The sequence below is a fragment of the Pseudomonas sp. 22490 genome, from assembly GCF_052044465.1.
Taxonomy (GTDB): domain Bacteria; phylum Pseudomonadota; class Gammaproteobacteria; order Pseudomonadales; family Pseudomonadaceae; genus Pseudomonas; species Pseudomonas aeruginosa.
On record NZ_JBQENS010000016.1, the window covers coordinates 26,181 to 50,105 of the forward strand.

Genomic DNA, 23,925 nt, shown 5'->3' on the forward strand with positions numbered 1-23,925 from the left:
GGGCGGGGGACGGTTAGCAGTCGGTCAGGGCGACACTGCCGCCACCGGTGACCGGGGGCCGCTGCTGTTGGCTGTGGTCCCGGGTGCTATCGAGGGTGCTCTTGAGGTCCGCCAGTTCCTTGGTGACCTTGTCCAACTGGCTGGCCAGTTGCTGGGTCTGCTTCTTCTGCTCGCCGAGTTGCTCGCCCAGGTCGCGGCTGTGTTCGGCGATCGCTTCGACGGCCTCGCCGACCTGGCCGAACTCGGCTTGGGTGCGGGCTTCCTTGCCCTTGAGCAGCTCCTTGACCTTGGTGAACAGCGCCGCGCCGACCGAGGGCTTTTCCTCGTATTCCTCGAACTCGAGGGTGCCCTCTTCGGCAGCGCTGAACAGGGTGTCGGGGTTGGTCTTGCGGCTGGCGAGGGTCCCGTTCTTGGCGCTGAAAGACAGCGCCTCGGTGCCCAGGCTGGCGGGCGAGTCGGTGATGGCCAGGCCGACCAAGTAGGCTTTCCCGGTGTCGGCGAACTTGGGATCGATCTCGACCGAGGTGTAGACCTTCTGCCGCTGCTTGTTCAGTTCCAGCAGCGCCTGGTTGGGCTCCAGTTGGGCGAAGAGGGCGAGCTTCTTCTGCCCGTTGATGTCGATCTCTTCCGCCTTGCACGCCAGCACGTCGCCATAGGCGCCGAACTCACCAGCCGGCCAGGCCCACTTGATGTGCTCGCAGTTGATCCGCGCGCCGTAGGTGTTCGGGTCGTACTGCGCGGCCATCTGCTCGATCCAGTCGCGCTCGATGTTGCGGCCGTCCGTGGTCGCCCCTTCGACGGCGATGCGGAACCATTTGCTGCGGAATTTCTTCATGCCGGGAGTCCTCAATGCGGCTGATGCGGGGTGCATGGCAATGAGGGGCATGTTCGGGACGCGCGCGCGGCCCAGCAATCACGCGGGATTGTAGGGGGCGGAGCTACAAGGGGCGGCGCTACTGAGGGGCGAGGGTGGGCGGCAGCATCTGCGCCATGAACGCTGCCGTCGAAATTCCCATCCGTGACAATCGCCGCCAGGCCAAATTCCTGTACTGGATGGGTTGGCGTGTCTGCGACATCGCCGATCACCTGGGCGAGAAGGACAAGACCCTTCACTCATGGAAGGACCGCGACGGATGGGACCGGGCCGACAGCGTAGAACGGATCGGGGGCGCCCTGGAAGCCCGGTTGGTTCAGTTGATCCTGAAGGACGGCAAGACCGGCGGTGACTACAAGGAAATCGACCTGCTGCATCGGCAGCTTGAGCGCCAGGCGCGGATCCAGCGCTACCAGGGCGGTGGTACGGAAACCGACCTGAACCCCGAGCTTGCCAAGCGTAACGAAGGTCCCAAGCGCAAGCCGAAGCGCAACGACATCAGCGAGGAACTGACCGAGAAACTGGTCGAGGCCTTCCTCGACGGTTGCTTCGACTACCAGAAAGACTGGTACCGCGCGGGCAATCAGCGAACCCGCGTGATTCTCAAGTCGCGGCAGATCGGCGCCACGTTCTACTTCGCCCGCGAGGCGCTGATCGACGCGCTGGAAACTGGGCGCAACCAGATATTCCTGTCGGCCAGCAAGGCCCAGGCACACATCTTCAAGGCGTATATCCAGTCCTTCGCGCGCGATGCGGTAGGTGTCGAACTGAAGGGCGACCCGATCATCCTGCCGAACGGCGCGGAACTGCACTTCCTCGGTACCAACGCGCGGACTGCCCAGGGTTACCACGGTAACTTTTACTTCGACGAGTTTTTTTGGACGTTCAAGTTCAAGGAGCTGAACAAGGTCGCCAGCGGTATGGCGATGCAGAAGCGCTACCGTCGGACCTACTTCTCGACGCCCAGCTCGATGGCGCATGAGGCTTACACATTCTGGACTGGCGAGCGCTTCAACAAGGGCAAGCCGGCCGCCGATCGCATCAAGATCGACGTAAGTCATGACGCCCTGCAGCAAGGGCGGCTGTGCGAGGACCGCATCTGGCGCCAGATCGTCACTATCCTCGATGCCGAGGCCCGTGGCTGCGACCTGTTCGACATCGACGAGCTGCGTCTCGAGTACGACGCCGAGGCTTTCCAGAACCTGCTGATGTGCCAGTTCGTCGACGACGGCGCGAGCATTTTCCCGTTGACCATGCTGCAGCCGTGCATGGTCGATAGCTGGGACCTGTGGTCGGAGGACTACAAGCCGTTCGCGCTGCGGCCGTTCGGTGATCGCCAGGTGTGGCTGGGTTATGACCCCGCCGAGACGGGCGACACCGCGGGTCTGGTGGTGGTGGCGCCGCCGGCGGTACCGGGCGGCAAGTTCCGCGTGCTGGAGCGCCATCAATTCCGCGGCAAGGACTTCGCCGAACAGGCCGAGTTCATCCGCAAGGTGACCCAGCGCTACTGGGTCACCTTCATCGGCGTCGACACCACCGGCATGGGGTCTGGCGTCGCGCAGCTGGTGCGCCAGTTCTTCCCGGGGGTGCGCACCTTCAGCTACTCGCCCGAGGTGAAGACGCAGTTGGTCATGAAGGCCTGGTCGGTGATCAAGAACGGCCGCCTCGAATTCGACGCCGGCTGGACCGACCTGGCCCAGGCGCTGATGGCTATCCGCAAGACCATCACGGCCGGTGGGCGCCAGTTCACCTATACCGCCGGCCGCAACGACAACACCGGCCACGCCGATCTGGCCTGGGCGCTATTCCACGCATTGCAGAACGAGCCGCTCGAGGGGCAGACCCCCGCGAATACCGGGCGCATGGAGATTTTCGGATGAGCAAACGTCGCAGCCACCGCCGCCAGCAGCCAGTTACAGTCCAGTCCGCCCAGGAAGGCGAGTTCATCCCGCGCCAGGGCGGCCGTGCCGAGGCCTTCACCTTCGGTGACCCGATGCCGGTGCTCGACGGCCGGGGCATCCTCGACTATCTCGAGTGCTGGTCGAACGGGCGGTGGTACGAGCCGCCGCTGTCCATGGAGGGGCTGGCCAAAGCGGTGGGGTCGAGCGTTTACCTGCAGTCGGGCCTGAAGTTCAAGCGCAACATGCTGGCCAAGACGTTTATCCCACACCGCATGCTCAGCCGGGCGACGTTCGAGCAGTTCTCCCTGGACTGGCTGACATTCGGCTCGGCATACCTCGAGCAGCCTCGTTCTCGCCTGGGCACGCGGATGCCGCTGCAGGCGCCGCTGGCGAAATACATACGCCGCGGCACCGATCTGGAGACGTTCTACCAGGTGCGCAGCTGGAAGGATGAGCACGAATTCGAGAAGGGCAGCGTGATCCAGCTGCGCGAGGCCGACATCAACCAGGAAATCTACGGGGTGCCGGAGTGGTTCTGCGCCCTACAGAGCGCTCTGCTGAACGAGTCGGCCACGCTGTTCCGCCGCAAGTACTACAACAACGGCAGCCACGCCGGCTTCATCCTCTACATGACCGACGCCGCGCAGAACGAGGAAGACATCGACGCGCTACGCACGGCGCTGAAGACCGCGAAGGGGCCGGGCAATTTCCGCAACCTGTTCGTCTATGCGCCGAACGGGAAGAAGGAGGGGATCCAACTGATCCCGGTCAGCGAGGTGGCGGCCAAGGACGAGTTCGGCTCGATCAAGAACATCAGCCGCGACGACCAGCTCGCCGGCCTACGGGTCTATCCGCAGCTGATGGGGGTGGTGCCGCAGAACGCTGGTGGGTTCGGATCCATCAGCGACGCGGCAGCGGTCTGGGCCAGCCTGGAACTCGAGCCAATGCAGGCGCGCCTGCAGCAGGTCAATGAGCTGATCGGGGAAGAGGTTGTGAGGTTCACTGCCTTGGGCCTGCCTTCACTCCGTTGATCTACCGAGCTTTTGCGCGAGGCAAAAAAAAGCCCTCACTTGATGAGGGCTTTTACGAATCTCTTTGAGTTCAGCCTGCAGCAGCTGCTGCTAGCACCTTGCATTGGCGCTCGGTGGATTTCTTCATCACGACTTTGTATACACGCTTCTTCTCTTCGGAAGACGCGTTACGAACGAATTCAGAGAATTTCGTGGTTGTGCCCGGCTTTTTCACTGTAAAAATGCTCATTTCAATCCTTAGCCTCGCTGTAAAAGCATCTGCTCAAGGGACGCGCGATCATAGGTTTCGGGGACATGGCTGTCAATCCGGTCTATGTTCGCCTCGTAAACACGGTGGGATCCGTCGTTGTTTTTCAGCAGCAGATCCACCTCTATCGACCCTCCGAAGTGTTGCTTGAGCCGATTCACGACGTCTCTCGCCGCGAAATACTGTCTCACAAACTCTTCGATCGGGATTTTTCTTCCCTCTACTCGCTCTCGAGCTTGGACAAAATTCCATGCAAGGTCAGGCCGCTGGTACACGTACAGGATTAGCACAGTCCTGCCCTTGCGCAAGGATCGCTCGATGTTCCGCTCTGCTATCTCGTAGTTCGCTAGCGTGCCATCCAAGAGAAATGACTGTCGCTGATCCAGGGCCAAATCATGAATCTTCTCTACCAAAATAGAGACGGCAGGTTGGAACAGCCAGGAATTCCCTCCCGTGTACCCTTCGAACTCAGACCGCAATTCGTCCGGATCGATCCGTAGAACCTTTGACCCGTTCTCGTCGAACTGAGACAGGAGCTCGATCGAGGCTTCTGTCTTGCCTGCCCCAGGGGACCCGGCCATGAAAACTGACACGGGGTTCTCCTCTCGAGCATATATCTGGGGGTTTGTTAGCCGCTTTGCAATGGACTTCTTGTTCGCTCTGGCGAACGCGATGGCGCCATCGCAAATTGCCTGCTCCTCAGCGCTTAACGGCATGGGACCTCCTGTCACCCATCACAGCTCAAATCTCGCCTACAACCACCGGTTGGCGCCAATCAGCTTTCTCTATCGAGAAATGCCATTTTAAAGGAAAAATGAATGGTTTTTGCGCAATTCCGCTCGGCGCGCGCAGTCGTCCCCCCGCCACGCCTCCGCTCTAAATAGACCTCTTTTTCTGCACTTCTGCACAGCGCCGCCAACGGCCCAGGCTGGGCGCTACCTTCCGATTTCCGAACTCGGAAATCCCTGCGAATCCCTGCACCAGAGGCCCTTTTCTGAGGGCGGCAAGGGGCCTTCCTGGGGGCGTTTTTCTGTTGACCCCTCGGAAAAAGGTAATTTCGGTAATTTGGGGTTCTAAGCGGGCTGTATGCCGCGTGGTTACTGGCTTTCAGCAATTACCTTGAAAGGTAATTTAGGGTAATTGGAAAGGTAATTTTTTTGTAAGCCATTGATTTATAAGGGGTTCATAAATCGGCGAGCTTACCCAGCACAAAGGTAATTCGATTACCTCAAAATTACCCTATTATTACCTTTAAAAAGCTTATGTAAGCTATTGAATTTAAAGGGGGAAATAGCAGTTCTGAAAACGAATTACCAAAATTACCCAATTTCGATGGGTCAACATAAAACGAGGGGTTGCCAGGCGGGGCGGGCATTGGAACCTGGCTCTCTGCCGTTTGTTCACTCTCCGCGCGCACTTGCCAGTGACGCACACAAACGGCCCCCGAAACGGCCCCCAGCACTTGCGCTCGATGCGCCTGGGCGGCTGGAAGGCCCGGAAATACTGGAGCGGGCGAAGGGAATCGAACCCTCGTCATGAGCTTGGGAAGCTCAGGTAATGCCATTATACGACGCCCGCTCGGACGGCTTTTGCGGCCAGGGCGCCTTTTTACCAGATGCGCGGCGGCAGGTGAAGCCCGGGGCGGGGTTTTTGTTGATTTCGCTGGGTTTTTCCGCCAGGGGAGCGGGGCTCCCCGTGGCGGTGGCGGTTAGCTGGCGAGGGCGGCGAGGGGGACGCTGGCGCCGTTGGGCTGGGGGCGGTAGATCGGGTTGAGCGGCTGCGTGCGCTGCGGGCGGAGGAAGGCCAGCAGGGCGTCCTGGGTCTGTTGCCAGGCGGCCTTGTGCTCGACGTCGATGAAGTGGCCGGCATTGCGGATGGTGTGGAATTCCGCGCCGCGGATCAGTTGGCCGAACTGGCGGGCTTCGTGGGGCGTGGTGTAGATGTCCAGCTCGCCGTTCATGAACAGCACCGGGATCTCGATGCCGGCGAAGCTCTCGGTATAACTATCGGCGTTCAGGCGCAGCACTTCGCGGATATGGAAGTGCATCTGGTGGTATTCGTGCTCGTCCAGGCTGCTGACGTGGCGGAAGTTGTAGCGCTTGAACAACTGCGGCAGGTAGCGGCCGATGGTTTCGTTGACCAGGTTGCCGATCTGGGTGCGATCGCAGGCGGCGAGGTAGTCGAGGCCGCGATGCAGGTAGTCGAGCATGGCCGGGTTGAGCTGAGGCGAGAATGAGTTGACCACCGCCCTGCGGATCCGTCCGGGACGTTGCACCAGGGCCAGTAGGGTGGCGACGCCGCCCCACGAGAACGACATCACTACCTCGGCACGGAAGCGTTCGATCAGTTCCAGCAGGATCCTGGCCTCGCATTCCTTGCTGATCGGCGTGTGGTTTTCGTTATGGGGTTTGGACTGGCCGGCATACGGCTGGTCGTAGAGCACCACGTTGTAATGCGGCTGCAGGTACTTCACGGTCTGGGCGAAGGACGCTGTGGTCGACAGCGAGCCGTTGACCAGGATGATGGTCTGCTGCGCCGCGGGGTTGCCGTAGAACTCGGTGTGAATCCTGTATTGCCCGTGGATCTCGATGATGGCTGTTTCCGGCCTCATGTCGCTTCCTCCTGGAATCGTTCGATGGGAACGCGGCGACCTGCTTGTCGCGGCGAATACAAAATGCTCATGGGCAGATGAAAGCGCCTCCCAATGACAGTTGAATGTCATTCGGATGGATTTAATAAACTTTTGATTTTCAACGACTTACAGGCAAATAGAGAGCGTCCGAAATCCTCTCGGATTTTGGCGAAGCGGCTATTGGCCGGGCAGGAAAGGCCGGCGCCGAAGCGCGGGCAGTCACGCGGGCTTTCTTGGAAGTCGTTTGTGACTTGTCAGTCACAACGTGAGCGTCAGTTAAGCAGCCGGCGTGCCGGGCTGCAAGCCCTGTTTCGCTTTTGGATGGGGGAAGGGGGGCTGGAATCCGACGAAATGCCGCGAGGCAAGTACCGATGCTGCGATTTCGGGATGCCGGGAAGGAAAGGGACGGCGCGGCCGCCGCCCCGGCGGTTCATTTGAGCAGGCTGGCGATGACTTCCGGCGTACGCGCCGCACGTGCCACGGCGCAGCTCTGCGGGGCGAGGAAGCGCGAGGTTTCCAGCCACTTCGGCTGTGGGTAGTAGGCGAACACGTAGCTGCCGCGCTTGAGGGTGTTGATCAGCCGGGCGGCCACGGCCGGGCGTACCGCAGGGCAGCCCTGGCTGCGGCCCAGGCGGCCGAGCCCGGGAACCACCCTGGGATCGGCGTAGGCGGCGGAGTGCATGACGATGGCGCGTTCTTCGCTCTTGTCGTTGAAACCCGGCTCCAGGCCAACCAGGCGCAGCGACTGGCCGTGCTTGCCGGTATAGAGCTGGCCGGTCTGGAACAGCCCGATCGACGACTGGTAGCTGTTCGGCCGGTTGGAGAAGGAGGTGGCAAGGTCATCGCCGCTGTTCTTGCCGTGGGTCACCCACTCTTCGAAGAGCAGCTTGCGGGCCTTCAGGTCGAATACCCAGAGGCGCTTGTCGCGCGACGGCCGCGAGTAGTCGATCACTGTCAGCAGGCCGTTGTCGCCACCCTGGCTCGCACTCGCGCAGGCATAGGCGGTGAGGGCCAGTTCGAGGGTCGGCAGGCTGGCCTGGGGAGCGAGTTTCTGAAGGTCCTTGGCGGAGGGAAGTGGCATGGCGAACACCGGCCCGCTGGCCAGTGCGCAAAGGGTGGCGCCCGCCAGGCTCAGCCTGCGCAGGGCGGCACGGAGGAAGGTTGGCATACGAGCAGTATTCCCATCGGTTCAGTGTGGTTTTTACCGGATGAGAGGCATTGTGCTCGATTTTTGAACAACTTGCCGACTACTTTTTAAGCGATTTCGTCGGATTGTTCGGTGTTTCCGTGGCGATCACCGTGAAATCGGAGTCGCTGTGGGTGTCCCGGGTCGAGGCCCAGTCGGTGATCACCAGGGTGCTGCCGACGTCCATGGCACCGAGCATTTCGCGGACGAAGGTCGGGTCCATGCGGATCTTGCCCAGTTGCTCGGAGGGTGTCAGGCCCTGTCCCGGGTTGCTCACCTGGACCACCGACCAGCGCAGGTTCGGCGAGGTCTCGCTGATTTCTTCCGGGGTCGGCTTTTCCAGCAGCGAGAACACCGCCATGCCGGTTTGCGGGCGTGCCGGCAACTGCACCGGTGCGGTGCCGATGCGCTGGCCGCCGCGATAGACATAGGCGCGCTGGTCGGCGCGGCTGATCAGCACCGACAACGGACCGCGTTCCGCGCCGGGGTCGTTCCAGGCGATTTCTCCGGGCTCCACCGGCAGCGTCACCGGTCGCCCGTCCGCTACCGTCGGTGCCAGCAGGCCGGGGTGGTCGACTTCCTTCGGCGCGCTGCTGGCGTTGGAAATGATTACCGTGGTGGAGCTGAATCCGGTGATGCCGTAGAGCTTCTTGGCGAACGCCATGGGCAGGCGGATGCAGCCGTGGGAGGCGGGATAGCCGGGCAGGTTGCCGGCGTGCAGGGCGATGCCGTCCCAGGTCAGGCGCTGCATGTAGGGCATGGGCGCGCTGTTGTAGAGGTCGGACTTGTGGTCGACGCTCTTTTGCAGGATCGAGAACACTCCGGTCGGGGTCTCCCGGCCCTTCTTGCCGGAGCTGAGGGTGCTGACCCCGATGGCGATACCGTTGCGGTAGATGTAGGCCTTCTGTTCGGTAAGGCTGACCACGATGGTCACTGGTCCCTGCGGGGAAACCTCCGGGTACCAGAGGTACTCGCCGGGCTTCATGCTCTTCAGCCGCGCCTTGATGTCGGCCGGCGGCAAAGGCGCGTTCGCTGGGCTGGCGGGCGCCGCGTGGAGGCTGCCGACGGCGAAGGCCAGCAGCAGTACGGCAAGGGATCTTTTCATTGGCGCTTTCTCTTGCTCCATGCGGGAAAGGCTGTCGCTCCGACAGATGCCATTCAGCTTAGCGTCGCTCGCGACGGCCGGCCAAACCCCTGCGGTCCGGCCTCTTTCGGTGGACAGGCGGCGGGCGGCGGGGTTTCACACCGAACAGATTTCTTCAGCATTCAGGGGGCGCCAGGCACCCGGCGGCAACTGCGGGTCGAGACAAATATCGCCCATGCGCTCGCGGTGCAGGCGCAGCACCTTGTTGTCGAAGTGGCCGAACATGCGCTTGACCTGGTGATAGCGGCCTTCGTGCAGGGTCAGGCGGGCGCAGCGTGGGCCGATCGGTTCGAGCTGCGCGGGGAGGGTGACCAGGTCTTCGAAGCGGAAGTGGAGGCCGGCGGCGAAGGCATCCACGTAGCGTTGGTCGATGGGCGCCTCGGTTTCCACGTAGTAGACCTTGTCGCGCCGGCTGCCCGGCAGGGTCAGGCGGCGCGACCACTGGCCATCGTTGGTCAGCAGCATCAGGCCGGTGGTGTTGTAGTCGAGACGACCGCCAATGTGCAGGTCGTCGCGCAGGTCTTCCGGGAACAGGTCGAGGACGGTCGGGTGTTGCGGGTCGCGGGTGGCGCTGACGCAGCCCATCGGTTTGTGCAGCATGTAGTAGCGCGCCGGCTTGCCAGCCTGGAGCAGCCGCTCGTCCAGTTCCACCCGGCTGAACACCCGCACCTCGTGGGTGCCGTCGCGCACCACCTGGCCGTCCACGCGCAAGCGTCCACCGGCGATCAGCATCTGCGCTTCGCGGCGGCTGAGTTCGGGCAGGTTGGCGAGGAAGCGGTCCAGGCGCATCAGTCGTCGGCGTCGGGCGGCAGCAGTTGCGCGCAGCGTGGGCAGAGGCAGGCGCGGCGGCGCAGCTCGGCGGGAATCCGCTCCAGCACGGCCGCATCGATCTCCGTGGTGAAGCACCAGCAAGCCTGGGTGGCGCTAGCGGGATAGGCCAGGCTGCAGCGGTTGGATTGCTGGCACAGCGGGCAGCGGCCTGGATCGATTTCGCTGTTCATGGCGCGGTGGATGGCTGGCGGGTGCCCAGGGTGCAGGGCCCGGCGCGCGGATGCAAGCATCGTGCGCCAGGCGGGGCGTTTCAGCGGCGAACGGCGTTGGTGATCCAGGGCTCCAGGCGCTGGCCGAAGCTGAGGTGCAGTTCCAGCGGCGCTAGCCGGTAGTTTTGTTCGTCGACCTTGGCGAATACCGCGTGCCATTGTCGTGGCACGTTGATCGCGGCGAGGTCGGTACGGCTGATGTAGCCGCCGACCAGCGTCCTGCCTCCGTCGACCGCGGACCAGGGACGCACCCGGCCCTTGACGATGGCGTAGCGCTGGCGCTCGGGGTAGCGCTGGCGCAGGGCGGCCAGGTCGAGGCCGGCGTCGACGATGAACAGTCGACTGGCCTCTCCCTGCTCATGCTTCAGTTGGTGGCGAGCGGCTTCCATCTGGCTGGACAGCATTTCGTCCTTGGGCAGGGCCTTGCTGCGGGCGCTGGCCTCGGCCAGGCGCTCCTCGGCCAGGCGTACTTCGCGGCGATAGGCCGGGCCGTCGAGCTCCAGGACCAGCAGCACCTGTTTTTCCTGTTGGCGGCGGTAGCGCCGTACGCTCTCTTCGTCGAGCGCGTCCGGGATGCTGAAACCGAGGGCGCGCATCTGCTCGGGCGGCAGCGGGGGAGCGAGGTCACTGGGCGGCTCGCTGCTCGGCGAGCGAAGCTCCAGGCGCAGTTCGACGCCACTGTTCTCTTCGCTCCAGAAACCGTAGGACCAGTTGCGCTGGAGCTCGCGCTGGCTGAGCACCAGCTTGCTTTCGGCCTCGCCGGACCGGTTCCAGGCGACGCCACCGAGGGCGGCCAGGTTCGCCGCCAGCAGCAGGAGGCTGCCGGCGATCAGGGCGTTGCGACGGTTGCGATTCATGCGTCAGTCCTCGCGGCGATGCCCAGGGGCGTGCGCAGGCGGCGCAGGACCAGCAGGATCAGCAGGGCGCTGAGGCCGAGCACCAGGAAGAACAGGTACTTCGGCATCGCTTCCCACCACCAGTCGAAGAACTTGGTGTAGAGGAAGATGACGAAGAAGGTGATCCCGGTATTGCTCACGTCCGCCCAGTTGCGTCGCGCGCCGAGCCAGATCACAAGGGCGGCGGCGACGAAGCCGGCGACCTGGTAGAGCCCCTCGATGAGCGCCGACGGTAACGCCAGGTAGCTGCCTGAGCCCCAGTTGGCCAGCACCAGCATCGGCAGGAACAGGCCGAGCAGGGCGAACACCCGGTAGATCACGGCGAAGCCGCTGAAGTTGCGCTGCTCGAAGCACAGCGGCACGGCGAAGATCAGCGCGGCGGCGGGGAAGAAGTTCTCCGGTCGCTCGCCTACGCTCAGCCAGTAGCCGCCGCCCCAGGTACCGACGCGCGCGGCGATGAAACCCATCACGCAGAGGATCGCCGCCGCCAGCAGCAGGCGGGCGTTGCACAGGTAGGCCAGGAGCAGGGCGTAGAGCGCCCAGGGCACCAGCGCCAGGTCGCTGGGGGTGACGTTGAATATCTGCCCGAGCATGGTCAGGTCGAGGACGAAGCAGGCGAACGCGACCATCGCCGCCAGCTTGCTGAAGTAGCCCGAGGCGTCCTTGGCCTGGACCCAGAGCGTGGCGAAGAACGCGGCGAAGGCGCTGCCGATCAGGATCGCCACCTGGGCGACGGTGGGGAACAGGCCCCAGAAGCGATAGAACAGCAGGAACACGCTGGCGGCGAAGGCCAGGGCGCCGAAGAACGAGGCTACCCGCATGCCCAGCGAAAGTTGCTGGCTGCGCAGGTCGTGGTCGATGTCGAAACGGTCGCGGTAGCTGTCCAGCAGGGCCAGGTGATAGTCGGCGAGTTGCCGGGCCTGGGCCGGTTCGAGGCGGAACGCCTGCTCCTGGTCGAGGCGTTGCAGCTCGCGCTGGAACACCAGGATGTCGTTGGCGCGCTGCTGTGCCTGGGCGCGGTCGATGGGTTGCATGCATGCTCCTTGAGCGGTTCCGGCGGGGCCGGCAGTCCTTGGTCCGCGCACTCTACCGAGAAACGCCGGCTGCGGTCACGTTCTGGAGGCCCGTGTCGTTGGTCGGATTCAGGGAATTTCCGTTTTTTCCTTCGGTCTCTATTGCAGCCGGGTTGCAACCGCCGCAACCGGCTTCCCGCTCCATCGGGATCTTGTCCAGGCGTGGTTCGGCTGCGTTCTGCGATGAAGGAGAATGCTGATGGTCATGCGATTGTTCGGGCTGCTACTGGCGGCCTTCCTGATGAGCGGTTGCAGCGTTCGGGTGCCGGGCGCCTACGTCGAACTGGATCCGTTCGACGATGGCTACTACGGCTACGATCGCGGCGGCCCGCCCCATTGTCCTCCGGGCCACGCCAAGAAAGGCTGGTGCTGAGCCCACTTCCATTTCCCGAGTCTTCACGTCGTATGCGCGCCTCGCGGCGTCGCCGGTCGTCCGGCCGGTCGGCAGCGGGGCCGCAGGAGGCTGCCATGTGGCGCACATTCCTGAGAGTCCCGCTTCTTCTGCTTCTCGCCAGCCTGGGTGGCTGCGCGGTGTATGACTACGACTACGATGACGGCGATTGGCGCCACTATCGCGGCCAGCCCTACGGCTACGCCTACGAAGTGCCGCGCTATCGCGTGTATGACGATGGCTGGCGCAGCGAACGGCGCTACTACTCGACGCGCTACTACGACCAACGCTACTACCCGGCGCCACGCCGCTACGATGGCCACCGCGACTACCGGCGCGAGCAATATCGCTACCAGCAGCGCTACCACGAATCGCGCCCGGCCCATCGTGGCGAGCGGCATCCGGGCAACTGGCAGCGCGGCGGCCAGCCGCAATGGCGCGGGCATTCTCCGCAACGCTGGCAACAACACGGTCGGCAGGATCGTCCGGGACACCAGGGCCAGCAGGGCGGGACACCTCGCTGGCGCAACTGAGGTGCGCAAGGAAAGGCGGCGCCTGCGGGCGCCGTCGTGCTTTCCAGTCGAAAGTGCGGACCCTCTTGGCGCATTTGCTCGGCACACTCTGCCGATACCGAAACGAGGAGGTTCCCATGAGTCATTTTCTGTCGTTCGCCAAGGGCGCCCTGGCGATGTTCTGGCTCGTCGCGCTGGTCAACCTGGCCTACCCGCTGGGCGAGTTGCATCGACCGATCCTGCTGTTGTCCGGCGTGCTGGTGCTGGTCCATGCCGCCGAGATCCTGCTGCTCAACGGGCGTCTCAAGGCGCGCCCGGCACCTTGGCTGGAGCGCCTCCAGGTGCTGCTGTTCGGCGTCCTGCACCTGCGTAGCCTCGGCTGATTTACCCAGGCTTTACTCTCGCCGCGGGCACCGCCCGCGCGCCGCGCAGTCCGATGTGCAGGTTCCGGAACAGGCAATCCTCCCGCATCCGCAGGAGAGGCCGGAACCGCACAGGAGGCGCCATGCGTCGTTTGCTTTCCCTGCTGATCCTCGTCCTGCCGCTGTCGGCCTGCGTGGTCTACGACCGCAACGACCACCGGCATCGTCCCGACTACCGCTACGAGCGCTATCACGACCGCGACCGTGACAACCGCGGGCGCGACTGGAACCGTTCCTGGCAGGAGCGCCGCGACGACGCTCGCTGGCGCTGATCCTCAGGTGGCGGCGAAGCGCCGGTCCTGTTCCAGCACCCGCTCGACGAACACTGCCGCGGCCGGCGACAGGCTGCGGCCGGCGCGGCTGACCAGACCGTAGGCGGAGCCCTTGGCGCGGGCGGGCTCGGAGCCGGCGGGCCAGGGCAGCAGCGCCAGGCGGCCGGCCTCGACGTCGGCGGCAACCACGTCCCAGGGCGCCAGGCTGATCAGCTCGCTGGAGCCGACCAGGCCCTTGAGCATCAGCACGTCGTCGCACTGTATGCCGAGCGGTTCTTCGCGTTGCAGCAGGCGCGCCAGGTCGCCGCGGACTGCCTCGGGCAGGCGCGGGCCGGCCAGCGGGTAGTCGGCCAGTTGCTCGGCGCTCGGCCTCACCAGACGCAGCAACGGATGGCCGGGGCGGCAGAAGAGTACGCCGGGATACTCGCGTAGCGGGTGGATGCGCAACTGCGGATCGCCTTGCAGCTCGCGGATATCGGCGACGAAGAGTTCGACGGCGTCATCCAGCAGGCGCTGGCGTAGGGTCTGCCAGTCTTCGATGAGCAGTACGACGCGCACGCGTGGGTGGGCGCTGGAGAAACCGGCCAGTGCCTCGGGCAACAGCCGTGCGGCGGGGAAGGGACCGCCGCCCAGGCGTAGCTCGCCGCTGTCGAGATTGGCCAACTGGCTCACCGCGTTGTGCAGTGCGCGATGCCCGGCCAGCAGGCGCCGAGCGTGTTCCAGCACCAGCCGGCCGTGGGCCGTGAGGGCCACGCCGCGGCTGCCGCGCTCCACCAGGGTGCAACCCAACTGTCCCTCCAGCGCCTGGATGCTGCGTGACAGCGCCGGCTGGCTGAGATTCACCGCTTCGGCGGCGCGGGCATAGTGGCCGTGCTCGGCGAGGGCGACGAAGTGGCGGAACTGGCGTAGATCGCTCATGCGGACTCCGCATCGAATGTGGACCTGGAATGCATTGGAATTATTGCCGTGCCGCTCGGCATAGTGCCAGCCGAAGCCCACAACAATAAAACGGAGTATCCGATGAGCCGTCTGCTTGCACTCCTGGCGCTCGCCCCGCTGCTCGCCGGCGCCGCCGAAACCACCGCGCCCAAACCGCCCAGTGCCTTCACCGTCGAGGCCCAGCGGCGGGTCGAAGCGGAATTGCCCTTCGCCGACCGCGCCGACTTCGAGCGCGCCGAACGCGGCCTGATCCGGCGCCCGGAGCGGTTACTCATCCGCAACCCCGACGGCAGCGTCGCCTGGCAGCTCGGTGGCTACGACTTCCTCCTCGACGGCAAGCCTCGCGACAGCATCAATCCCAGCCTGCAACGCCAGGCCCTGCTCAATCTCAAGTACGGCTTGTTCGAGGTTGCCGAGGGTATCTACCAGGTGCGCGGCTTCGACCTGGCCAACATCACCTTCATCCGCGGCGACAGCGGCTGGATCGTGGTCGACACCCTGACCACCCCGGCCACCGCCAGGGCGGCCTACGAACTGGTCAGCCGCGAGCTGGGCGAGAGGCCGATCCGTACGGTGATCTACAGCCACGCCCACGCTGATCACTTTGGAGGCGTGCGCGGTCTGGTAGAGCCACAGCAGGTCGCCAGCGGCGCGGTGCAGATCATCGCTCCGGCCGGCTTCATGGAGGCGGCGATCAAGGAGAACGTCCTGGCCGGCAACGCCATGATGCGCCGCGCCACCTACCAGTACGGCACGCAACTGCCCAAGGGGCCGCAGGGGCAGGTCGACATGGCCATCGGCAAGGGATTGGCGCGCGGACCGCTGAGCCTGCTGGCGCCGACCCGCCTGATCGAAGGCGAGGGCGAGGACCTGGTGCTGGACGGCGTGCCGTTCACCTTCCAGAACACGCCGGGTACCGAATCGCCGGCGGAGATGAACATCTGGCTGCCGCGGCAGAAGGCCCTGCTGATGGCCGAAAACGTGGTCGGCACCCTGCACAACCTGTACACCCTGCGCGGCGCCGAGGTACGTGATGCGCTGGGCTGGAGCAAGTACATCAACCAGGCGCTGCATCGTTTCGGCAGGCAGGCCGAGGTGATGTTCGCAGTGCACAACTGGCCGCGCTGGGGCAACGCGGAGATCGTCGAGGTGCTGGAGAAGCAGCGTGACCTGTACGGCTTCCTGCACGACCAGACCCTGCACCTGGCCAACCAGGGCGTGACCATCGGCCAGGTGCACAACCGCCTGCGCCTGCCGCCCAGCCTCGACCAGGAATGGTACGACCGCGGCTACCACGGCTCGGTCAGCCATAACGCACGGGCCGTGCTGAACCGCTACCTGGGCTACTACGACGGCAACCCGGCGAGCCTCGACCCGCTCAGCCCGGAGGACTCGGCGGGCCGCTACGTGGAATACATGGGCGGCGCCGAGCGCCTGCTGGAGCAAGCGCGGGCGTCGTACGCCAGGGGCGAGTACCGCTGGGTGGTCGAGGTGGTCAACAGGCTGGTCTTCGCCGAGCCGGATAACCGGGCCGCGCGCGAGCTGCAGGCCGACGCCCTGGAGCAGCTCGGCTACCAGGCGGAGAACGCCGGCTGGCGCAACAGCTACCTCAGCGCCGCCTACGAACTGCGCCACGGCGTACCGCGCGACCAGCCGACGATGAAGGCCGGCAGCGCCGATGCCCTGGCGGCGATGGACACCGGCCTGCTGTTCGACTATCTCGGCGTGCGCCTGGACGCCGGCGCTGCGGAGGGCAAGGCGCTGAGCATCAACCTGCGCCTGCCGGACATCGGTGAGAACTACCTGCTGGAACTGAAGAACTCGCACCTGAACAACCTGCGCGGCGTGCAGAGCGAGGACGCCGGGCAGACCGTGAGCATCGACCGCGCCGATCTCAACCGGCTGCTGCTCAAAGAGGTATCGGCGGTACGCCTGGTCTTCGAGGGCAAGCTGAAGAGTTCCGGCAATCCGCTGTTGCTGGGGCAACTGTTCGGCATGCTCGGCGACTTCGACTTCTGGTTCGATATCGTCACGCCGGCGGCGAAGTCCGAAGGCTGACGACGAAGGCGCCCGAGAGGGGCGCCTGGTCTTTTCAGTAGGCCACGGTGAAGCGCTGGCGATGATGACGGGGCTGCTCGGCCTCGTCGAGCATGGCTACCGCCAGGTCTTCCAGGGAAATCCGGCTCTCGCCCTTGGCGTCGAACAGAACCTGGTCGCCGCCGAGGCGGAACTTGCCGCTGCGCTGGCCGGGTTCGAGGAGCATCGCCGGGCTGAGGAACACCCAGTCCAGTCGTTGCTCGCCGCGCAGTTGGTCGAGGGCGTCGGCGGCGCCGAGGGCGCCCTGCTTCCACTGCTCGGGGAATTCCGGGCTGTCCACCAGGCGCTGGCCGGGGGCGATCTCCAGGCTCCCGGCGCCGCCGAGAACCAGCAGGCGCGGCACGCCGGAGCGTTTCACGCCGTCGAGAATGGCCTGGCTGCCGGCGGCGTGGCGGGCGCGGAGGTCGGCGCTGCCCCAGCCGCCGTTGAAAGCGCTGATGACCACCTCGTGGCCTGCCACGGCGCTGGCCACCTGGGCCGGGTCGCTGACGTCCGCCTGCACTACGCCGAGGCCGTCGCGCGCCGCCAGCTTGCCCGGGTCGCGGACCAGGGCGGTTACCGCGTGGCCGCGTTGCAGGGCTTCGTTGAGGAAATAGTGGCCGACGTGGCCGGTGGCGCCGATCAGGGCGATTTTCATGCTGCACCTTCCGTTCGAGAAATGCCGCAGAGCGGCGTCGATCAGCATCATCCGCCCTGCGCTCGCCGGGATAAACCGCTGCGAGGGGGATGCACTCGTTAGCCCAGCTTAATAATCAGACCTCCTCGCTGTCGCTCATCAGGGTCAGGCTGCGGGCCACGGCGAGGGCGATGAACAGGACCCCGATCACTCCTTCGCTGCCGGCCAGCAGGCGCGCCAGCGGGTTGATCGCCTGGATGTCGCCGTAGCCCACGGTGGTCAGGGTCACCAGGCTGTAGTAGACGAAGGTATCCAGGCCGAGTGCGCCATGGCTGGCGATGAAGCTGGCAGGCTGCATCTGTTCGACCATGTAGTAGGCGAGAGCGAAGGCCAGCGCCATCTGCAGGTAGAGCGCGCAGAGTCCGTAGAGCAGCTCGTGGGTCACCGGGCGCTCCTGGGTGACGCGGCGGAACAGCGCGGCGAACAGGGTCAGGTACAGCAGGATCAGGCTCAGCCCGCGCAGCAGGCCGGGCGGCAGGCTGGAGTAGGGACTGCTGAAGTCCGCAGTGGTGTACAGGGCCAGGCTGAACAGGCCGAAGAAGGCCGTCAGGTAGACCAGCGGGCTGCGTCTGCGCAAGGTGTTCATCCCGGCCAGCACCAGCAGCAGGAGGCTGCCGAGCACCCGTGGCTTGGTGCTCGACGGCAGGCCGAGGATCGCCGTGAACAGCACGGTGGAAAAGAACAGCAGGCGGAAACGGTAACGCAGCAGCAGGGCGTTCAAGGCGGGCTCCTCGCATCGTCGAATCGACCAGCCTGGGCGCGGACCCGCCTGCCTGTCTATTGGCCTTGTGTCGGATCGAACAATTTCTGCACCACGGAAAAGTCCCGCTCCGCATAGCCCTGCTTCAGCAGCAGACGGTACAGGCTCAGCGCCAGGCTGCCCATCGGCGTGCTGCTGGCGCTGGCCTGGGCGGCTTCCTGGGCCAGCCCGAGGTCCTTGGCCATCAACTGGGCCATGAAGCCGCCGCTGTAGTCGCGCGACGCCGGAGCGTTCTCCATAACCCCCGGCCAGGGGTTGTAGACTTCCAGCGCCCAGTTGCCACCGGAGCTGCGGCGCATGATCTCGGCCAGCACCTTCGCCTCGAGGCCGTTGGCCACGCCCAGGGCCATGGCTTCTGCGGTACCGATCATCAGCACCGCGAGGAGCTGGTTGTTGCACACCTTGGCCACCTGGCCGGCGCCGTCGGGGCCGGCATGGAAGATGTTGCGACCCATGGCCTCGAACAGCGGCCGGGCCTTCTCCAGGGCTTCGGGGTCGCCGCCGACCATGAAGGTCAGGGTGCCGGCTGCCGCGCCGGCAGTGCCGCCGGACACCGGCGCGTCGAGCATCGCCAGGCCGCGCTCGCGGGCGGCGGCGTGGACCTTGCGCGCCGAGGTCGGGGCGATGGTCGAGCATTCCAGCACCAGGGTGCCGGGGGCGATGTGCGCGAGCAGGCCATCGTCGTCGAGGTACAGGCCTTCGACGTGCTGGCTGGCCGGCAGCATGCTGATGACCACGTCGGCGCCCTGCACCGCGTCGCGGGCGCTGCGGGCGGCGCTGGCGCCGGCGGCGACCAGGCCGTCGACGGCGCTCTGCACCAGGTCGAAGACGTTCAGCAGGTAGCCGGCCTTGAGCAGGTTGGTGGCCATCGGCGCGCCCATGTGGCCGAGGCCGATGAAGGCGATCTGTTTCATGGAGCTCCTCCTGTGGCGGCCGCGAGGCCTCTTGGGGATGCTGTGAAACAGCTTAGACGCTATGGACGTGGCGGGCCCGCGCCCTCCTTCGGCAGAGGGCGGCGCGGCGGATCAGAGCCCCGCCAGCGGATGCTCGCCCTCCCAGGTCGGCTCGAAGTGCGCCTCGATCACCGCCTGCGGGATCGATTCCACCTGCGGCCAATGCCAGTTCGGTGCGTTGTCGCGATCGATCAGCCTTGCGCGTACCCCCTCGGCGAAGTCCGGATGGCGCGTGCAGTTCAGGCTCATGGCGTATTCCAGGCGGAACACCTCGGCCAGCGACAGGTAGCGCGCACGCTCGATCTGCTGCCAGACCAGATGCGCGGTCATCGGGCAGCCCTCGGCCAGGGTCTTCGCGCCACGCGCAAGCAGCGGGTCGGCGTCGTCGCGCAGCGCCACCAGCGCCTGCCAGGCGCTCGCCAGGTCCGGCTGGTCGAGCAGTGCGTCCAGGCGCGGCCGGCGCGGGAGCAACTGGGCCTCCGGCAGTTCGCCGCGGGCCTCGTGTTCGAGGGCGCGAAGCAGGCTGTGAAGTTGCACCTGGGGCGACTCGTTCCAGTTCATCTGCACCAGGCCGGCGAGCAGGGCGTCCTGCTGGTCGTCGAGAAGGAAGCGGTCGGCCAGGTCGAGGTCGAGAGCGTCGCGGGCGTTCATCTGCGCCGCGCTCAGGCCGAGGAACAGGCCGAGCCTGCCGGGCAGGCGGGCGAGGAACCAGCTGGCGCCGACGTCTGGGTACAGGCCGATGCCGATCTCCGGCATCGCCAGGCGGCTGGACGGGGTGACGATGCGAATCCCGGCACCCTGCATCAGCCCCATGCCGCCACCCATCACATAGCCGTGGGCCCAGCAGATGAAGGGTTTCGGGTAGGTATGGATGCGGTAGTCGAGGCGGTATTCATCGGCGAAGAAGCGTCGCGCCAGGGCCGGTACCTCGCCGGGTTGCTCGCGGCAGGCGTCCACTAGCTTGCGCACGTCGCCGCCGGCGCAAAAGGCCTTGGCGCCGTTGCCGCGCAACAGCACGCAGGCGATGCCGGCGTCCTCGGCCCAGGCGTCGAGTTTCGCCGCCAGGGTCTCGATCATCGGCAGGGACAGGGCGTTCAGACTCTTTTCCGCATCCAGGGTGGCAATGCCGATGCGGAAGCCATGCAGGCTCGGGCGTTCTTCGAAAAGCACGTTCATGTCGGGGCTCTCGGCTCGGGCGGGCTGTGGCGCAGCCCGCCGGGTTCGATGGGAAGGCTCAGCAGTTGCGCCACTTGGGATCGCGCTTCTCGAGGAAGGCGTTGACCCCTTCGCGGGTGTCCTGGGCGTCGAACAGATCGACGAAGCGCTCGCGCTCCTCCGGCAGCCAGGTGTTCGGCGCGCGTTCGCGGGCACCCTGGATCAGCGGCTTGATGGTGCGGATCGCCACCGGGCTCTGGCGTGCCACCTTGGCCGCCAGCAGCAGGGCGGCGCCGCGCGCCTCGCCGCTGTCCACCACCTGTTCGACCAGGCCGATGCGCAGGGCGGTTTCCGCATCCACCCGCTCGTTGCAGAGGATCATCCGCTTGGCCCAGCCTTCGCCCACCAGCCAGGGCAGCGCCTGGGTCCCGCCGGCGCAGGGCAGCAGGCCCACCGCGGCCTCCGGCAGGGCCATCTGCGCCTGGCGCTCGGCGATGCGGATGTCGCAGGCGAGGGCGCACTCCAGCCCGCCGCCCATGGCGTAGCCGTTGATCGCCGCGATCGACACCCCGCGGAAATCGCGCAGCGCCTCGAAGGCTTCGCCGAAGCGGCGGGCCATCTCGCGAGCGCGGGCCTTGTCGCCGTCGGCGAACATGTTCAGGTCGGCGCCGGCGGAGAAGAACTTCGGCCCCTGGCCGGTCACTACCAGGGCGTAGATATCGTCGTCGCGGTTGAGGTGCTCGATCAGTTGGCGCAGGCCGATCAGCGAGTCGCGGTCCCAGGTGTTGGCCGGCGGGTGGTTGATGGTGATCAGCGCGGTGTGCCCGTGCTTTTCCACGGTGAGCTTGTGGGTCAGGTCGAAGGAGGAAGCCTTGTAGGGTTCGACGGCAGTGTTCATGAAGTCCCTCACTGGATCATGGGCCGGGGCGTCCCGGCACTATCGGATGCGATGGTTCGCGGCGTTCACAGCAGGCGATCGAGCATGCCACCCTGCTCCAGCAGGCGGCGGGCGACGATCACCCGCATGATTTCGTTGGTGCCTTCGAGGATCTGGTGCACGCGGGTGTCGCGTACCCAGCGCTCCAGCGGATAATCGTTGAGATAGCCGTAGCCGCCGTGCAGTTGCAAGGCCTCGTTGCAGACATCGAAGCAGCGGTCGGTGGCGAAGCGCTTGGCCATTGCGCAGTACAGGGTCGCCTCGGCGTCGCCGCGGTCCAGCCGATGGGCGCCGAGGCGGACCATCTGGCGGCTGGCGGTGAGTTCGGTGAGCATGTCGGCGAGCTTGAACTGCAAGGCCTGGAAGGTCGCCAGCGGCTTGCCGAACTGCTCGCGCTCCTCGACGTAGCGCATCGACTGCTCCAGCGCCGCCTGGGCGGCGCCCAGGGAACAACTGGCGATGTTCAGGCGGCCGCCGTCGAGGCCTTTCATGGCATAGACGAAGCCCTGGCCCTCCGGGCCGATGCGGTTGCCGGCGGGGATGCGCACGCCTTCGAAGGTGATGGTGCGGGTCGGCTGCGCGCGCCAGCCCATCTTGTCCTCGTTGCGGCCGTAGCGGATGCCGGGCGCGTCGGCCGGCACCAGGAAGCAGGAGATGCCCCTGGCGCCGTCCTCGCCGGTGCGCGCCATGACGATCAGCACCTGGGTGCTGCCGGCGCCGGAAATGAAGCACTTGCTGCCGTCCAGCACGTATTCGTCGCCCTCGCGGCGGGCGCGGGTGCGCAGGCGCGCGGCGTCGGAGCCGGCATCGGGCTCGGTGAGGCAATAGGAGGCGAGCGACTCGCCGCCGATCAGGCCGGGCAGCCAGGCCTCCTTCAGCGCCGCGTCGCCGAACGAGGCGAGCATCCAGGCGGCCATGTTGTGGATGCTGATGTAGGCGGTAGTGGCCACGCAGCCGGCGGCCAGTTGCTCGAAGATCAGCGAAGTGGACAGCCGCGACAGGCCCAGGCCGCCGTCTTCCTCGGCGATGTACAGGCCGAGGTAGCCCTGTTCGGCGGCGGCGCGGATGACTTCCACCGGGAAGTGATGGTCGCGGTCCCAGTCGGCCGCCTTCGGCGCCAGTTCGTGGCGGGCGAAGGCGCGGGCGCTCTCCACCAGCAGGCGTTGTTCTTCGGTGAGGTCGAAATCCATAGGTCCTCGGGTCACTTGAGATGGATGGTCATGTTCGGGCCGGCCGACGATTCGTCGGTCGTCGGTTCATCGTCGAACCAGCGGCTGGTGACGGTCTTGGTCTCGGTATAGAAGCGCACCGCCTGCTTGCCGTAGGCGTGCAGGTCGCCGTAGAAGGAACCCTTCCAGCCGGTGAAGGAGAAGAACGGCAGCGGTACCGGGATCGGCACGTTGATCCCCACCTGGCCGACCTGCACCGCGTGCTGGTAGCGCCGAGCGGCGCCGCCGGAGCGGGTGAACAGGCTGGTGCCGTTGCCATAGGGATTGGCGTTGACCAGGGCTATCGCCTCTTCCAGGGTATCGACCTCCAGGCAAGCCAGCACCGGGCCGAAGATTTCCTCGCGGTACAGGCCCATCTTCGGCGTCACTGCGCGGAACAGGGTGGGACCGAGCCAGTTGCCGTTGGGATAGCCTTCGACCTGGCACTGCGAGCCGTCGAGCAGGCACTCGGCGCCTTCCGCCTTGCCTTCGGCGATCAGGCGCAGCACGCGCTGGCGCGCCTGCGGGCTGATCAGCGGACCATAGGCGGCGTCCGGGTCCTGCCAGTGGCCGGGGCGCAGGGCGGCCATCCGCTCGGCCAGTTCGGGAATCCACTCGCGCGCCGCGCCGACGAACACCGCCGCGCTGATCGCCATGCAGCGCTGGCCGGCGGCGCCGCAACTGGCGCCGACCAGGTTGCCGAGAACCTGGGCCTTGTTCGCGTCGGGGAGGATCACCATGTGGTTCTTCGCCCCGGCGAAGGCCTGCACCCGCTTCAGGTGCGCGGTGCCGGTGCGGTACACGTGCTGGCCGACGGCGACCGAGCCGACGAAGGAAATCGCCCGGATGTCCGGGTGGGTGAGGAGGGCATCGACCTGCTCGCGGCCGCCATGAATCACCTGCAGCACGCCCTTCGGCGCGCCGGCCTCGAGGAACAGCTCGGCGAGGCGGTTGGGTGTCAGCGGATCCTGTTCGGAGGGCTTGAGGACGAAGGTGTTGCCGCAGGCGATGGCCAGCGGGAACATCCACAGCGGGATCATCGCCGGAAAATTGAACGGGGTGATCCCGGCGCACACGCCGAGGGGCTGGATCCAACTGGTGGTGTCGATCTCGCGGGCGACGTTTTCCACCGTCTCGCCCATCATCAGGCTGGCCACGTTGGCGGCGTGTTCGACCACCTCGATGCCGCGCCACACGTCGCCCTTGGCATCGGCGAGGTTCTTGCCGGTCTCCCGGGCCAGCAGTTCGCCGAGTTCGTCGTGGTGTTCCTTGAGCAGGTGCTGGTAGCGCAGCATCAACCGCGCTCGCTCGGGAGCCGGGACTTCGCGCCAGGTCTCGAAGGCGCGCTGGGCGCTGGCGATGGCCTGCTCGATCTCGTCGGCGGTGGCCTTCGGCGCCAGCGCGAGGACGTCCTGGGTCGCCGGATCGGTGACTTCGACCAGCTCGCGGGAACGGCTGCCGCGCCATTCGCCGTCGATCAGCTGGGGGATTGCCTTGGCCATCGTCGCCTCCGCTTCCCGGTGGACCGGGATGTTGTTTTGAGTCGTTATAGCCGGCCGCAAGCCGCCTGTGGATTGAC

Annotated in this window: 25 protein-coding genes and 1 tRNA gene; 7 read left to right on the plus strand and 19 right to left on the minus strand. The window is 65.8% G+C overall.

All coding sequences use genetic code 11. The features are described from left to right. Nucleotides 1-13: 13 nt before the first annotated feature. On the minus strand, nt 14-835 hold the full coding sequence (locus ACTJJX_RS18620) for a GPO family capsid scaffolding protein (protein ID WP_023089196.1): 822 nt from the start codon (nt 833-835) through the stop codon (nt 14-16). 155 nt (nt 836-990) lie between these two features. Here ACTJJX_RS18620 and ACTJJX_RS18625 point away from each other — a divergent pair, with 155 nt between their 5' ends. Both ACTJJX_RS18625 and ACTJJX_RS18630 read left to right on the plus strand, forming a co-directional pair. Beyond that, complete coding sequence (locus ACTJJX_RS18625) at nt 991-2,754, plus strand: terminase ATPase subunit family protein (protein ID WP_033943390.1); 1,764 nt, start codon at nt 991-993, stop codon at nt 2,752-2,754. Next, complete coding sequence (locus ACTJJX_RS18630; RefSeq protein WP_033943371.1) at nt 2,751-3,806, plus strand: phage portal protein; 1,056 nt, start codon at nt 2,751-2,753, stop codon at nt 3,804-3,806. The genes ACTJJX_RS18625 and ACTJJX_RS18630 overlap by 4 nt, the downstream gene beginning before the upstream one ends. Nucleotides 3,807-3,876: 70 nt before the next feature. Here ACTJJX_RS18630 and ACTJJX_RS18635 read toward each other — a convergent pair whose 3' ends face one another. The 10 genes from ACTJJX_RS18635 to ACTJJX_RS18680 form a co-directional block, all read right to left on the minus strand. Continuing rightward, nucleotides 3,877-4,035: a hypothetical protein gene (locus ACTJJX_RS18635; RefSeq protein ID WP_162836249.1), complete on the minus strand. Its 159-nt coding sequence runs from the start codon at nt 4,033-4,035 to the stop codon at nt 3,877-3,879. Between the two features lie 8 nt (nt 4,036-4,043). Next, nucleotides 4,044-4,769, minus strand: coding sequence for a zeta toxin family protein (locus ACTJJX_RS18640; RefSeq protein ID WP_016852020.1), 726 nt, complete (start codon nt 4,767-4,769; stop codon nt 4,044-4,046). Nucleotides 4,770-5,557: 788 nt separating this feature from the next. Beyond that, nucleotides 5,558-5,631, minus strand: a tRNA-Gly gene (locus ACTJJX_RS18645). A 130-nt stretch (nt 5,632-5,761) separates the two neighbouring features. Then, nucleotides 5,762-6,664, minus strand: coding sequence for a (R)-3-hydroxydecanoyl-ACP:CoA transacylase (gene phaG, locus ACTJJX_RS18650; protein WP_014603238.1), 903 nt, complete (start codon nt 6,662-6,664; stop codon nt 5,762-5,764). 451 nt (nt 6,665-7,115) lie between these two features. After that, nucleotides 7,116-7,853 (minus strand): murein L,D-transpeptidase catalytic domain family protein, encoded by a 738-nt coding sequence (locus ACTJJX_RS18655; RefSeq protein WP_003085453.1) that lies wholly within the window; start codon nt 7,851-7,853, stop codon nt 7,116-7,118. 79 nt (nt 7,854-7,932) lie between these two features. Continuing rightward, on the minus strand, nt 7,933-8,976 hold the full coding sequence (locus tag ACTJJX_RS18660; protein ID WP_003098363.1) for a L,D-transpeptidase: 1,044 nt from the start codon (nt 8,974-8,976) through the stop codon (nt 7,933-7,935). Nucleotides 8,977-9,111: 135 nt separating this feature from the next. Beyond that, nucleotides 9,112-9,804 carry a pseudouridine synthase gene (locus ACTJJX_RS18665; RefSeq protein ID WP_016851968.1) on the minus strand — a complete coding sequence of 231 codons (693 nt, stop codon included), beginning with the start codon at nt 9,802-9,804 and terminating at the stop codon, nt 9,112-9,114. Further along, nucleotides 9,804-10,016 carry a cysteine-rich CWC family protein gene (locus ACTJJX_RS18670; protein WP_023082749.1) on the minus strand — a complete coding sequence of 71 codons (213 nt, stop codon included), beginning with the start codon at nt 10,014-10,016 and terminating at the stop codon, nt 9,804-9,806. The genes ACTJJX_RS18665 and ACTJJX_RS18670 overlap by 1 nt, the downstream gene beginning before the upstream one ends. Before the next feature lie 80 nt (nt 10,017-10,096). After that, entirely contained in the window at nt 10,097-10,912 is an 816-nt protein-coding gene (locus tag ACTJJX_RS18675) for a DUF4824 family protein (RefSeq protein WP_003098357.1), read from the minus strand. Then, a complete protein-coding gene (locus ACTJJX_RS18680) occupies nt 10,909-11,985 on the minus strand; it encodes a DUF2157 domain-containing protein (RefSeq protein WP_003098356.1) in 1,077 nt (358 codons plus the stop codon). The genes ACTJJX_RS18675 and ACTJJX_RS18680 overlap by 4 nt, the downstream gene beginning before the upstream one ends. Nucleotides 11,986-12,217: 232 nt before the next feature. Between ACTJJX_RS18680 and ACTJJX_RS18685 the strand changes: the two genes are divergently transcribed. The 4 genes from ACTJJX_RS18685 to ACTJJX_RS18700 all read left to right on the plus strand — a co-directional run bounded on the left by ACTJJX_RS18685 (nt 12,218) and on the right by ACTJJX_RS18700 (nt 13,621). Then, nucleotides 12,218-12,397: a hypothetical protein gene (locus tag ACTJJX_RS18685; protein ID WP_003098355.1), complete on the plus strand. Its 180-nt coding sequence runs from the start codon at nt 12,218-12,220 to the stop codon at nt 12,395-12,397. Between the two features lie 95 nt (nt 12,398-12,492). Next, nucleotides 12,493-12,948 (plus strand): hypothetical protein, encoded by a 456-nt coding sequence (locus ACTJJX_RS18690; protein WP_003114164.1) that lies wholly within the window; start codon nt 12,493-12,495, stop codon nt 12,946-12,948. A 116-nt stretch (nt 12,949-13,064) separates the two neighbouring features. Then, a complete protein-coding gene (locus ACTJJX_RS18695; protein ID WP_003085479.1) occupies nt 13,065-13,310 on the plus strand; it encodes a DUF1145 domain-containing protein in 246 nt (81 codons plus the stop codon). Nucleotides 13,311-13,432: 122 nt separating this feature from the next. Further along, nucleotides 13,433-13,621 carry a hypothetical protein gene (locus ACTJJX_RS18700; RefSeq protein WP_003098351.1) on the plus strand — a complete coding sequence of 63 codons (189 nt, stop codon included), beginning with the start codon at nt 13,433-13,435 and terminating at the stop codon, nt 13,619-13,621. 3 nt (nt 13,622-13,624) lie between these two features. Here the strand turns inward: ACTJJX_RS18700 and ACTJJX_RS18705 are convergent, their stop codons facing one another. Further along, nucleotides 13,625-14,539: a LysR family transcriptional regulator gene (locus tag ACTJJX_RS18705; protein WP_003098349.1), complete on the minus strand. Its 915-nt coding sequence runs from the start codon at nt 14,537-14,539 to the stop codon at nt 13,625-13,627. Nucleotides 14,540-14,641: 102 nt separating this feature from the next. Here ACTJJX_RS18705 and ACTJJX_RS18710 point away from each other — a divergent pair, with 102 nt between their 5' ends. After that, entirely contained in the window at nt 14,642-16,618 is a 1,977-nt protein-coding gene (locus tag ACTJJX_RS18710) for an alkyl/aryl-sulfatase (protein ID WP_004348205.1), read from the plus strand. 34 nt (nt 16,619-16,652) lie between these two features. On the opposite strand, the gene ACTJJX_RS18715 is transcribed toward ACTJJX_RS18710, so the two are convergent. From ACTJJX_RS18715 to ACTJJX_RS18745, 7 genes are all read right to left on the minus strand, one after another. After that, nucleotides 16,653-17,294 (minus strand): NAD(P)-dependent oxidoreductase, encoded by a 642-nt coding sequence (locus ACTJJX_RS18715; protein WP_003085485.1) that lies wholly within the window; start codon nt 17,292-17,294, stop codon nt 16,653-16,655. A gap of 115 nt (nt 17,295-17,409) precedes the next feature. After that, nucleotides 17,410-18,054, minus strand: coding sequence for a potassium channel family protein (locus ACTJJX_RS18720; protein WP_003085490.1), 645 nt, complete (start codon nt 18,052-18,054; stop codon nt 17,410-17,412). Nucleotides 18,055-18,110: 56 nt separating this feature from the next. Then, complete coding sequence (mmsB, locus tag ACTJJX_RS18725; protein WP_016851966.1) at nt 18,111-19,007, minus strand: 3-hydroxyisobutyrate dehydrogenase; 897 nt, start codon at nt 19,005-19,007, stop codon at nt 18,111-18,113. Nucleotides 19,008-19,118: 111 nt separating this feature from the next. Beyond that, the gene (locus ACTJJX_RS18730) at nt 19,119-20,222 is read right to left on the minus strand and encodes an enoyl-CoA hydratase/isomerase family protein (protein ID WP_003120788.1); all 1,104 of its coding nucleotides are present in this window, start codon (nt 20,220-20,222) and stop codon (nt 19,119-19,121) included. Between the two features lie 58 nt (nt 20,223-20,280). Beyond that, nucleotides 20,281-21,099: an enoyl-CoA hydratase gene (locus ACTJJX_RS18735; protein ID WP_003085498.1), complete on the minus strand. Its 819-nt coding sequence runs from the start codon at nt 21,097-21,099 to the stop codon at nt 20,281-20,283. A 65-nt stretch (nt 21,100-21,164) separates the two neighbouring features. After that, nucleotides 21,165-22,328: an isobutyryl-CoA dehydrogenase gene (locus tag ACTJJX_RS18740; protein ID WP_003085499.1), complete on the minus strand. Its 1,164-nt coding sequence runs from the start codon at nt 22,326-22,328 to the stop codon at nt 21,165-21,167. An 11-nt stretch (nt 22,329-22,339) separates the two neighbouring features. Then, nucleotides 22,340-23,848 carry a CoA-acylating methylmalonate-semialdehyde dehydrogenase gene (locus ACTJJX_RS18745; protein WP_016851965.1) on the minus strand — a complete coding sequence of 503 codons (1,509 nt, stop codon included), beginning with the start codon at nt 23,846-23,848 and terminating at the stop codon, nt 22,340-22,342. Nucleotides 23,849-23,925: the final 77 nt, after the last annotated feature.